At 35.5% G+C, this 11,860-nt stretch carries 9 protein-coding genes, 1 tRNA gene and 1 pseudogene; 5 read left to right on the forward strand and 6 right to left on the reverse strand.

Annotated features, from left to right (window positions below):
• Nucleotides 1–51 precede the first annotated feature (51 nt).
• On the reverse strand, nt 52–993 hold the full coding sequence (locus C8C87_RS15720; protein ID WP_099713818.1) for a ribose-phosphate pyrophosphokinase: 942 nt from the start codon (nt 991–993) through the stop codon (nt 52–54).
• A gap of 219 nt (nt 994–1,212) precedes the next feature.
• Between C8C87_RS15720 and C8C87_RS15725 the strand changes: the two genes are divergently transcribed.
• The 5 genes from C8C87_RS15725 to C8C87_RS15750 all read left to right on the forward strand — a co-directional run bounded on the left by C8C87_RS15725 (nt 1,213) and on the right by C8C87_RS15750 (nt 5,794).
• Nucleotides 1,213–1,292: transfer RNA gene (locus C8C87_RS15725), tRNA-Leu, on the forward strand.
• A gap of 229 nt (nt 1,293–1,521) precedes the next feature.
• The gene (locus C8C87_RS15730) at nt 1,522–3,441 is read left to right on the forward strand and encodes a glycoside hydrolase family 97 protein (RefSeq protein ID WP_121340709.1); all 1,920 of its coding nucleotides are present in this window, start codon (nt 1,522–1,524) and stop codon (nt 3,439–3,441) included.
• 759 nt (nt 3,442–4,200) lie between these two features.
• Entirely contained in the window at nt 4,201–4,731 is a 531-nt protein-coding gene (locus C8C87_RS15740) for a hypothetical protein (protein ID WP_121340711.1), read from the forward strand.
• Between the two features lie 20 nt (nt 4,732–4,751).
• On the forward strand, nt 4,752–5,024 hold the full coding sequence (locus C8C87_RS15745) for a hypothetical protein (RefSeq protein ID WP_233549979.1): 273 nt from the start codon (nt 4,752–4,754) through the stop codon (nt 5,022–5,024).
• Nucleotides 5,025–5,278: 254 nt separating this feature from the next.
• Nucleotides 5,279–5,794 (forward strand): hypothetical protein, encoded by a 516-nt coding sequence (locus C8C87_RS15750; RefSeq protein ID WP_147402352.1) that lies wholly within the window; start codon nt 5,279–5,281, stop codon nt 5,792–5,794.
• Between the two features lie 275 nt (nt 5,795–6,069).
• Here the strand turns inward: C8C87_RS15750 and C8C87_RS15755 are convergent, their stop codons facing one another.
• The 5 genes and pseudogenes from C8C87_RS15755 to C8C87_RS15775 form a co-directional block, all read right to left on the reverse strand.
• Entirely contained in the window at nt 6,070–7,251 is a 1,182-nt protein-coding gene (locus C8C87_RS15755) for an aldose epimerase family protein (RefSeq protein WP_121340713.1), read from the reverse strand.
• A 109-nt stretch (nt 7,252–7,360) separates the two neighbouring features.
• Complete coding sequence (araA, locus tag C8C87_RS15760; RefSeq protein WP_121340714.1) at nt 7,361–8,869, reverse strand: L-arabinose isomerase; 1,509 nt, start codon at nt 8,867–8,869, stop codon at nt 7,361–7,363.
• A 175-nt stretch (nt 8,870–9,044) separates the two neighbouring features.
• Nucleotides 9,045–9,746, reverse strand: coding sequence for an L-ribulose-5-phosphate 4-epimerase (locus C8C87_RS15765; protein ID WP_121340715.1), 702 nt, complete (start codon nt 9,744–9,746; stop codon nt 9,045–9,047).
• Nucleotides 9,730–11,423: pseudogene (locus C8C87_RS15770) on the reverse strand (ribulokinase). The gene C8C87_RS15765 and the pseudogene C8C87_RS15770 overlap by 17 nt, the downstream one beginning before the upstream one ends.
• A gap of 166 nt (nt 11,424–11,589) precedes the next feature.
• Nucleotides 11,590–11,860: alpha-L-arabinofuranosidase C-terminal domain-containing protein (locus C8C87_RS15775; protein ID WP_304466118.1), on the reverse strand; the 271-nt coding region annotated here is incomplete at its 5' end.

Below are 11,860 nucleotides of genomic sequence, written 5' to 3' on the forward strand. Positions count from 1 at the left end.
GCCTTTAGTTTTTGGCTATCGGCATGATTTTATAACTTTAAGACTTGTGTCTTACATTATAAACTTTCCACTAATGGAATTGTTGTGGTGCACCATGTGCATAACTTCAGCAAAAAGAGGCGCACAACTCAACACTCTTATTTTGTTTGATTCTTTCTTCAACGGAATAGAATCGGTAACTATTAATTCGCTCAATTTTGAGTTTTCAATTTTTTCGTAAGCCTCGCCAGATAAAATAGCGTGGGTACAAATTGCTCTTACGCTCAAAGCTCCTTTTTCTATCATTAAATCGGCGGCTTTCGCCAAAGTGCCTCCGGTATCAATCATGTCATCTACTAAGATTACATTTCTACCTTTAACCTCACCAATTAATTCCATCGTGTCAATCACATTGGCGGCTTTTCTCTGTTTGTAACAGATAACCACATCTGAATTTAAAAATTTAGAATAGGCATACGCTCTTTTAGAACCTCCCATATCAGGTGATGCAATAGTCAAATTGTCTAAACCTAAACTTTCTACATAAGGTAAAAAGATAGTTGAAGCAAAAAGATGATCCACCGGTTTTTCAAAGAATCCTTGAATTTGATCGGCGTGCAAATCCATTGTCATTACTCGTGTTGCCCCAGCGCTTTCTAATAATTTCGCTGTCAATTTTGCCCCTATCGGAACTCTAGGCTTGTCTTTTCTGTCTTGTCTTGCCCATCCAAAATAAGGAATTACTGCAGTTATATGTCTTGCCGAAGCACGTTTTGCAGCGTCAATCATTAATAACAATTCCATCAAATTATCTGCATTTGGAAAAGTCGAACAAACAATAAAAACACGTAATCCTCTGATAGACTCTTCATATGAAGGCTGAAATTCACCGTCGCTGTATTTTGACATGGTGACTTTCCCTAATGGGATTCCGTATTGCTCTGCTATTTTTTCTGCAAGATAGACACTTTGTGAACAAGCAAAAATTTTAGCTTCTGGTTCTAGGTGTGACATTAATTTGTTGTTTTGTAGTTAGTTAGTGTGTTTCGTTTTACCGAGGTGCAAATTTATAAAATTTATTCAACTCTGAAAGGAAAAAATTAAGTATTTTTAGTAGAACATTTAATATTATTTTTTACATTTGCACCGTGTTAAAGGAATTGATGGTTGATTTAAACACAATCACATCTTTTATTGCGTTGAAATGACTGTTGTTATTTCATGTCTAGCTAAGCCCGGATGGCGGAATTGGTAGACGCGCTGGTCTCAAACACCTGTGGGAAACCGTGCCGGTTCGACTCCGGCTCCGGGTACAAAAACCGCTTCGAAAGAAGCGGTTTTTTTGGTTTTAGATGGTTTTTTTCTCCTGAAATATCCATTAATATGGCGTTAATCACTTGATTATCGGTTCACTTGTAGCAGTTTTATACCCCAAAACGTTTTTTTTGTGATATTCTAAATAGAGTTTGAAAATTTTAACGATATCGTTATTTATACAATTTTATTTTTGTATTCTTGTAAGTGTAAATAAAACACTTAATTATGAAAAAAATAGTTTTGCTAGCTTTTTTGGCGCTGTCATTGTCTTCATTTGTGGGGAAACCAACTGGTTATTCTTTTGTCAACTCGGATAGAACAATAAAAATTGAATTTAGTCTAAACCTAAAGAAAACTCCTTCTTACAAGGTTTTCTTCAAAGATAAATTGGTTGTTAATACTTCTGATTTGGGGATTGTCAGAGAAGACGCTAATTTTTACACGGATTTAAAGATAGTGGCCGTTTCTAAATCGAAACCAATTCAATCCAACTATTCGATGCTGCAAGGGAAACGAAAAAAAATCGCGTATGCCGCAAATCAATATACCGTTAGCTTACAAAACAATAAAGGGGAAAGAATGAATGTTATTTTTCAACTATCCCACGACGGAATTGCGTTGCGATACCATTTTCCAGAAACTTCTACAGCTATTAAAAAAATAACCGAAGAGAAAACTACTTATAATTTTGACACCACCACAAAAGCGTGGTTGCAACCTATGTCAAAAGCCAAAACGGGATGGAAAGAAACCAATCCTTCCTATGAAGAGCATTATGCGATGGGCGTTCCCGTAAATACAAAACCTGCAATAGGCGAAGGGTGGGTGTATCCCGCTTTGTTCCATGCAAATGATACTTGGGTCTTGATTTCCGAAACAGGATTGCAAGCCAATTATTGCGGGAGCCGATTGGTTTATAATGATACTGCCAAAGCAATGCAGGTAACTTTTCCTCAAAAAGAAGAGATTTTCCCTAACGGAGCTTTAAATCCGGAATCTGTTTTGCCTTGGTACACGCCTTGGCGCATCATTACTATCGGGTCACTTAAAACCATCACCGAAAGTACCATGGGAACAGATTTAGCCGATCCGTCAACGGTTACCGACACTTCGTTTATAAAAAGCGGAATTGCGTCTTGGAGCTGGGTTTTACTGAAAGATGAATCGGTTAATTATGAAACTACCCATATATTTATTGATTATGCCGCTGCTATGAATTGGCCGTATTGCTTGATAGATGCCGATTGGGATACTCGAATTGGCGATGAAAAAATGAAAGAATTGTCGGCTTACGCCAAAGGTAAAAACGTGAAATTACTCGTTTGGTACAATTCATCAGGATCCTGGAACAGTACGGAATACCATCCAAAAAGTAAATTGATTACCCATGCTGACAGAGTTCGGGAGTTTACCAGATTGAATGAAATGGGAATTGCGGGAATCAAAGTTGATTTTTTTGGCGGCGACGGACAATCGATGATTGCGTATTATCATGATATGCTGACCGATGCTGCGGCGCATAAATTAGTGATTAATTTACATGGAGCAACTTTACCCAGAGGTTGGCAACGCACCTATCCAAATTTGCTGACGACTGAAGCGGTAAAAGGATATGAATACATTACTTTTTTCCAAGATATTGCTGATTTAGCCCCAACACATTGTGCCATGCTTCCTTTTGCCCGAAATGTTTTTGACCCAATGGATTTCACACCAATGGTTTTGGATTCTATTCCAAATATTACCCGAAAAACAACTCCAGCATTTGAATTAGCCTTGCCCGTTTTATTCTTATCCGGAATTCAACACATGGCCGAAACGCCTGATGGAATGGCTAAAATGCCTGCTTATGTAGTCGATTATTTAAAAGATATTCCAACGAATTGGGATGATTCTAAATTTATTGATGGGTATCCGGGAAAGTACATTATCATGGCCAGAAAGAAAGACAATATATGGCATATCGTTGGGATTAATGGGGAAACCACCGCCAAAGAAATAGAAATTGATTTGTCTTTTGTGACTAATTCCAAAGGTTTTAGTATCGCCGAAGACGAGAACGGATTTCAGCAAAAAGCAGTATCAAAAAGTACCAAACTAAAAGTAACTATGAAACCTCATGGAGGGTTTGTCGTGAAGATTTAGTTTTTTCAGGAGCTATTTCCCGCTTTACACTGCAATCTTTTCTTAATCCTGTCTGGGTAAACCCAGACAGGATTAAGAAAAGGATTTTCGTTGCAATCAGGGCTAGGGAATTCTGCATGTCCAGTACCTTATTCTAATCTAGATTTCAAGTAGTGTTAGCGTCAAATGATTCCAACACATGAAAAGGCTTTTTTTATAATTTGTAAGAAAATTTTAATATATTTGAAAAGAGATAAAGCGAAACAAACCTTCGTGAATCTACCCATTTTTGGGTGTATATGCGAAGGTTTGTTTCGTGTATATATTAGTTAGTGGCAAGCAACCAGAAATTGAGAGGAAATTTAATAGCTATAATAACTGTGAAGAAAGTAATAAAATATTTGCTCAATTTTACTGCATTAAGTTTTATGATTTGTTATACATATCTCTCATATGCAATAATAGTTAGAGTTTCAAATATTGAAAGACTTATGAATTTAATCCATAGTCAAGTTGAAAGGCTCACCTTAATTTCAATTGGATTTATTATAATTATAACTTCTATTAATTATGTTTTTGAAAGAAAAATTGAGAAAATAAAAACTTCATATGAATTTATTTGGTTGTTGCTATTTCACTTTATCACTTTAATTTTAGCCATTGCTTATTACTCAAATGATTTTTATAGAGAATTTATACAATATCCAGAATATTTTTAAAACTGGAGCCAGCCAATAACAGTTACACAACTTTAAACATTGATATCTAAAAGCGCACATAATGGAAGAAAAAAATGGTGAAGAAGATTACGTTCTAATTGACAGTGAAAATTTAGATGAAGAGTTTGTTAAAGCTGTAGGAAGATTGACTTTAAATTTTGCGAATTTAGAATTTATGTTTACAATGTTTGCTGGAATGCAAATGGGAATTGGTCAACCATTTAATGAATTAATTTTAGCAGAAATGTCATTTAAACAACTTTTAAATGTTTCTGCTGGAATATATAAGGTCGTTGAAAGTTCTCCAAAAGAACAAAATAAATTCAATAAGATTTTAAAAGAAGCATTTATATTAGAACAACAGCGAAATACTATAACACATTCTTTTTATGGACACAATAATAACACAAAAATTATTGTAAGACATAAAAACACGACTAAAGCAAAACAAGGTTTTAAGAAACACACAGAAAATATCAATGCTGAAAGTGTAAATAATATTGCCACCAAAATGTTAGAAACAAGTAGAGAATTAGGAGTGTTAATTTATGAAATCAGTGGTGCATTGCAGATTGAAAATGACAAACCTTGATGACTTCAAAATTCTCAAATATGAATATAAAAGACAAATATAAATATCGCTTTCGACCAGAATACAATTCTGAAAATTTACTGATTGAAATTTTTAGCGGTGTTGAAAATCAAAATTTTTTCTCAGACTTATTAAATTCAATTATTGAAATAAATCCAAAAATTGAAGAAGTTTCAGAACTTTGGATGAATGATGAATTTATATTAGAAGTTCAATCAGATATTGGAAATTTTTCACTTTCAAAAGATATATGGGATTTAGCTTTCATAATGTCCGAAAATAATCAAGAATGAGTGAATAGAATAAATTCAATTCTATTAAACGATAAAAGATTTGAAAAAGTAGAAGTGAATTTTGACGATTATGAACAGCATTAATGCCAGCCACTAACAGCTACTACAACGGATTTGAGCAATTGGCTTAATGGAAAGTAGTTTTTGTACTTTGTCAGTTTGGTTGTTAATTTAAATTTACGAATAATTTATTATGCAAATCTAAAGGTACTAACAGAACGTTAGCGACTATTATCACGCAGATGACAAATAAAATGACTGAAACAGAAATAAAAGATATAATTTTAAGAATCTTTAACGAAGAAAGGCAAAAGCCTGATGCTGACTTTTCGGAATCTCATTTTCTTGACTTTCTTACATTTCCAGCTCATTCAAAAAATACAATAAAAAATACGTTTAAAGGCGTTAGACGATATTATCGATTTATGAGTAAACTTGAACTCGAGTTTGGAATTTGTTTTTCAATTCCCGATCTAGACAAGTATTATTCTATTGACAGTATTACAAAAAAAGTGATAGAAAGAATAAATAAAAGGCGTGGAAATTTAATGATTTTAAAACGACGTAATGAAGAAAAAGATAAATACGGTTTTGAAATAACAATGACTATATTATTAATTCTAATCTATATTTTGCTTGGATTAAATTTAATGTCAATAACTCTAACTATTTTTATAGGTATTGCTATCTATTGGATATTAAGTAGCAAAATTCACGATAAACAACATAATAAGAAACTAACGAGAAAAATATTAGGAACAGAAGAATAACAGCCACTAACAAACGCTACAAGCAATTTGGGCAATTGGTTTAATGGAAAGTTGGTTCTGTATTTGGAAGATTTGGCAAATCCTCTAGCTATCGCAAACTTTTCGCTCGCAATAAAGAAAGTTATATAGCACAACATTAAAACAGCAGTATTAAATTACCATAAAAAAACCCCGAAAGTTTTACTTTCGGGGTTACTAACTAGTTCCATATTTAAACCAAACCATTCAACTTATTTATGGGAATAGAAACTAATCTATAATTAGTTAGTGTATTGTTATTTAATAGAGAATTTAAAGCTTGTTTTTGTTTTATAATTCTCACCTGGATTCAAGACCGTAGTTGGAAAATCTTTTTGATTTGGAGAATCTGGATAGTGTTGTGTTTCTAGACAAAAACCAGTTCTGCGAGCATACGTTCCACCATTTCTCATGGGTAAAGTACCGTCTAAGAAGTTACCGGAATAGAACTGAATTCCTGGTTGGTCCGTGTACACTTCCAATAATCTTCCGCTTCCTGCATCATAAGCCGATGCTGCAAAACGCTCTCCTTTATCTTGATTGTTCAGCACCCAGCAATGGTCGTAACCCAATCCGTTTTTCAATTGTTCGTCTTTCCCTTCGATTTGTGCACCCACTTTTTTCGCTTTTCTGAAATCAAACGGCGTATTGGTTACATCGGTCAATTTTCCTGTTGGAATAAGTGTTGCTGCAACCGGAACTAATTTATCTGCATCGATTGTGATTTCATGATCTAAAATTGGTTTAGAAAAATCAGAAGACAAGTTGAAATACGAGTGTTGTGTTAAGTTTACCACTGTTTTCTTATCCGTAGTTGCTTCATAAACCACGTCCAATGAGTTGTCATTGTTCAAGGTGTAGGTTACAAAAACAGTTAGGTTTCCTGGATATCCTTCTTCCATGTCTTTACTCACATACTTCAATTTTAGCGAAGCATTGTCTCCGGATTTTGCTTCTTCGGCAGTCCAAACCACTCTGTGAAAACCTTCTGGTCCTCCGTGCAAAGCATTAGGATCGTTGTTGATGGCCAAAGCATATTCTTTTCCGTCCAAAGTAAATTTTCCCTTTGCAATTCGGTTTCCGTATCTTCCGATAAGGGCTCCAAAATATGGATTTGGTTTCATGTATTGTTCCAATGAATTAAAACCAAGCACTACTTCTTCTGATTTTCCGGCTTTGTTAGGCACTTTCAAAGAAGAGATAATTCCACCATAAGTGATAATATCCACTTCCATTCCTTTTTGGTTTTTCAGCTTGTAACTGTCAATTTTTTCGCCTTTTGGAGTCGTTCCATAAGCTGATTTTTCGATAGTTACCACATCAGTAGCTTTTGCTTCTGTAACAGTTTCTTCCACTTTTTTATCGCTTTTGCATTGAATATTCATACTGGCCAAACTTACTATGGAAATTCCGTAAATGCAACGTTTTAATACATTCATAATGATTCGTTTTTTAGTTTTTAAAAGCCTTAAAGTCTAAAGTTTAAAAATTAACTAAAACTTTAATCCTCTGCATTGGACATTAAGACTTTATGACATTAGACTTAAATTATAGACCGTGCTGAAACAAATGATAATAGGCTTCGTTAGCATTAATTTTATCCTTAAAGTCCCTAACGGTTGTTTTCTCATCGATAACAAGCAATTCTATACCCGCAATATCGGCAAAATCTTCCATATATTCAGTTGTCAAAACTTGGCTGTAAACCGTATGGTGTGCTCCACCTGCTAAAATCCATGTAGTTGCAGCAATATCAAGGTCTGGTTTACAATCCCACAAGACGCGCGCAACAGGAAGTTTAGGCAAATCGGCCATTGGCGCTACCGCTTCTACTTCGTTTACAATCAATCGGAAACGGTTCCCCATATCAATCAAGGAAGCGTTGATAGCATTTCCTGCAGCAACATTAAATACCAAACGAACCGGATCTTCTTTTCCTCCAATGCCTAATGGGTGTACTTCACAAGAAGGTTTTGCATCAGCAATAGAAGAGCAAATTTCCAACATGTGAGACCCTAAAACATACGATTTTTGAGGCGTGAAATGATACGTATAATCTTCCATGAAAGAAGTTCCTCCTTCAAGACCTACATTCATTACTTTCATTGCACGGAGTAAAGCGGCGGTTTTCCAGTCGCCTTCTCCACCAAAACCGTATCCATCTGCCATAAGACGTTGCACAGCAATTCCCGGAAGTTGTTTTAAAGAACCCAGATTTTCGAAAGTATCAGTGAAAGCACCAAAACCTCCTTCTACAAGAAATGCTCTTAATCCTATTTCTATTCGGGCAGCTTCTAGCAATGAATCTCTTTTTTCTCCTCCTTTTTGAAGGGCTGGAGCCAAAGTATAAGACGCTTCATACACTGCAACCAATGCATTCGTATCAGCATCAGAAACTTTGTCAATGTGTTTGGTAATATCTGAAGAGTCGAAACCATTTACCGAAAAACCAAAACGGATTTGGGCTTCGACTTTATCTCCTTCAGTTACTGCAACTTCGCGCATATTGTCTCCAAATCTTGCCACTTTTAAGTTTTGGAACTCATCCCAACCTAAAACGACTCTGGACCAAATGCCTAATTTCTTTTGAACGCGTTCGTCTTCCCAATGTCCAACAACCACTTTACGTTTTTTACGCATTCTGGACATGATAAAACCAAACTCTCTGTCTCCGTGAGCCGATTGGTTTAAATTCATAAAATCCATATCCATAGAAGCCCATGGAATTTCAGCGTTGAATTGTGTATGCAAATGGCACAATGGTTTTTTAAGAATATTTAAACCGCCAATCCACATTTTAGCTGGCGAAAAAGTATGCATCCAAGCAATAATACCAATACAGTTTTTGTTCGAATTGGCCTCTAAACATACATTTGTAATTTGTGCTGGAGATTTTACCACATCTTTATATACAATTTTCACTGGTATATGAGACGAAGCGTGTAACCCTTTTGCAATATGTTGGGAATGCTCTGCTACTTTTCTTAGCGTTTCTTCGCCATATAATTCTTGGCTGCCTACTACAAACCAAACTTCTTTTTGAGATATATCTATCATTATTTTATTATTTTATATAGTATTGAATAACATTGTTTACCTATTCTGGAAAATAACATTGAGTTATAAAATGATTTAAGATTTTTGATTTCAGAAGTTTAGACTCGTATAAAACGAGAAATCTAGTGCTGTAAAATCTGAAATCAAAAATCGTTAATCATCATTCAAAAATCTATTATTGTCCGTAATACGAATCTTTTCCGTGTTTGCGTTCGTAATGTTTCTTTATTAAGGAATCTTTTAATCTTGGAGCATTTGGGTTTATTTGCAAAGTCAAGTGTGCCATTTCGGCAATTACTTCTAGAACTTTACTGTTGTAAACTGCTTTCGCTGCGTTCTTTCCCCAAGCAAAAGGACCGTGATTTCCAATGAGAATCATCTCTACTTCCTCGTACGAAAGGTTTTTTTCTTTGAAACAATCCAAAATCTGAATTCCGGTATTGTGTTCATAATTGCCTTCGATAAGTGCGTCTGCCATTGGCGCAGCACAAGGAATATCAGTGGTTAAATGATCGGCGTGAGTCGTTCCAAAAATTGGAATGTCTCTTTGCGACTGTGCCCAAGCTACAGAATACGTGGCATGAGTGTGTGCTACACCACCGATGTTTGGCCAGTTTTTATATAAATAAGCGTGCGTTTTCGTATCCGATGACGGACGCATAGTACCTTCGATAATGTTATTGTCAAAATCTACAATAACAATGTCTTCGGGTTTCAAATCTTCGTAAGGAACACCGCTGGGTTTTATGGCAAAAACGCCATTTTTTCTATCTACGGCACTCACGTTTCCAAAAGTATAGACTACTAAATTCAATGCATTCAATTGCATGTTTGCGTCGTAGCATTCTTGTTTTAAAGCATTATACATACTGCTCATGGTGTAGTTTTTTAATAGATGGATCGGCAAAAGAACTTAGTTGTTCATACGCCAAAAGCAATTTATTATAGGCAGCAACTTTGTCTAATTGTGGAAAATATTCACCGTCAAAATCACTTCCCATTTTTTGGCTGGCTTCAATTACATTCGGATAAATTCCTGCCGCAACTGCTGCGTATATTGCTGCGCCCAACGCTGGTGTTTGGTCTGAAGCTGCAATCTTGATTGGTTTATTCAACACATTTGCCAAGGGTTTGCATGATGTAAGGCGATTTTCTCGCTACACCACCAATTCCGATGACGCTGTTTATTTTCACCCCTTCTTCCTCAAAGCGATCTACTATTTTTTTAGAACCAAAACAGATGGCGTTTACCAAAGATTTGAATAAATGTGGTGCTTTCGTTCCTAAAGAACAAATTAGAAATAGCACTTTTGATTTCCTGATTAGCATCTGGAGTTCTTCTTCCGTTAATCCAATCTAAAGCGATTGGTACACTTTCAGATAAAGGAATTTTTTCTGCTTCGGCGGTCAATTGAACGATTAAATTATCACTCATTTCCGCTTTTAACTGCTGTTTTTGAACATTAGTCAAAAGGGTAGAAGTAGCTAATAAATGTTCTGTTGGCCAAAGTAGTAATTCTTTGTACCAAGCCAATAAATCTCCAAAAGCAGATTGTCCCGCTTCCAGACCTATGAATCCTGGAATTACCGAACCATCAACTTGTCCGCAGATGCCACGAACGGTTTTGTTCCGATTGACTCTTTTGAATCAATAATAATATCACAGGTTGAGGTCCCATCACACGAACCAAAGTATTTTCTTCGATTTTTGCTCCTACCCGTCCAGAATGTGCGTCGAATGTTCCCAACTGCAATTACAGTACCCGTTGTAAGTCCTAATCGTGTTGCCCATTCTTGGCTTAAGTTTCCGGCTACCAAATCAGAAGTATAGGTTTCATCGTATAATCTTCCGCGAAGTGCGGCAAGATATGGATGCAATTGACCTAGAATTCTTCAGGTGGTAATCCGTTCCAGTCCTCGTGCCACATGGCTTTATGACCGGCTGCACAACGACTTCTTTTTGAATGTTTTTAAATCTTTATTCTCAATCAATAAATACGTCATCAAATCACAATGTTCCATCCAAGTATAAGCGGCATCTTTTACAGCTGTATCTACTTTTGCGATGTGTAAAATTTTTGCCCAGAACCATTCTGATTGAATAAATCCCACCTACATATTTGGTGAAATTTTCTCCACCCCAATTTTCGGCAAGTTCATTGATTTCGTTTGCTTCGTTGATAGACGTATGATCTTTCCACAACACCATCATCGCATTCGGATTGTGTTCAAAACCTTCAGTCAAAGCCAAAGGAATTCCATCTTTAGTAACGGGTACTGGTGATGAACCGGTGGTGTCAATGCAAATGCTTCGTATTAGTGAAGGATCTATATTGCTGTTTTGAACAACATATTTTATGGTCGTTTCTAATCCTTCGATATGATCTAATGGATGCTGGCGAAACTGATTTGTGGATGCATTGCAATATTCTTTGGTTGCCCATCGCTTGTATTGACAAACATTTGATGCTAACTCTTGCCCATTTTCAGTGTCTATTAACATCGCTCGAACAGAATCTGTTCCGTAATCTAATCCTATAACATAATTTTTCATCCCAAAATCTTTTAAAGAATTACAAATATAATTATATTTATTTTATAAGTGTATAAAAACACTTAATTTAATTTGGTATTATAATTTTTATCAAAAACGCATAAAAACAGCGTTTTACGAGTAAAAATAAAAAACAAACGTATGATATACATTTATTCTGTTGCGATTATTTCATTTTTAACTTCAAAACAGTAACAGAATAGGGTGGAAGGCTCGTTTGTGCTTTGTCCCCTTTTAAATTAAATCCCTTTTCTGTAGGGCTTATTTTCTTAGGATTTGCAAATGAATTCTCGTCTTGTAAGTTTGGACTTGTAAGGGTTATTATAGTTCCCTTAGTTTGTAATTTGGTTCCTTTTAAGTCTACATTTACTTCTTGTGCAGTCGCAGATGTGTTTACTAATTTTACAATTACTTCTTTAGAGTTGCTATCTTTCACT

This window comes from Flavobacterium sp. 120 (assembly GCF_003633605.1).
Lineage (GTDB): Bacteria > Bacteroidota > Bacteroidia > Flavobacteriales > Flavobacteriaceae > Flavobacterium > Flavobacterium algoritolerans.

Coding starts and splice junctions, on each gene's coding strand:
- C8C87_RS15745 (WP_233549979.1), top strand. CDS start 4,752: ATGAATATAAAAGACAAATATAAATATCGCTTTCGACCAGAATACAAT.
- araA (WP_121340714.1), bottom strand. CDS start 8,869: ATGATAGATATATCTCAAAAAGAAGTTTGGTTTGTAGTAGGCAGCCAA.
- C8C87_RS15730 (WP_121340709.1), top strand. CDS start 1,522: ATGAAAAAAATAGTTTTGCTAGCTTTTTTGGCGCTGTCATTGTCTTCA.
- C8C87_RS15740 (WP_121340711.1), top strand. CDS start 4,201: ATGGAAGAAAAAAATGGTGAAGAAGATTACGTTCTAATTGACAGTGAA.
- C8C87_RS15765 (WP_121340715.1), bottom strand. CDS start 9,746: ATGAGCAGTATGTATAATGCTTTAAAACAAGAATGCTACGACGCAAAC.
- C8C87_RS15720 (WP_099713818.1), bottom strand. CDS start 993: ATGTCACACCTAGAACCAGAAGCTAAAATTTTTGCTTGTTCACAAAGT.
- C8C87_RS15755 (WP_121340713.1), bottom strand. CDS start 7,251: ATGAATGTATTAAAACGTTGCATTTACGGAATTTCCATAGTAAGTTTG.
- C8C87_RS15750 (WP_147402352.1), top strand. CDS start 5,279: ATGACTGAAACAGAAATAAAAGATATAATTTTAAGAATCTTTAACGAA.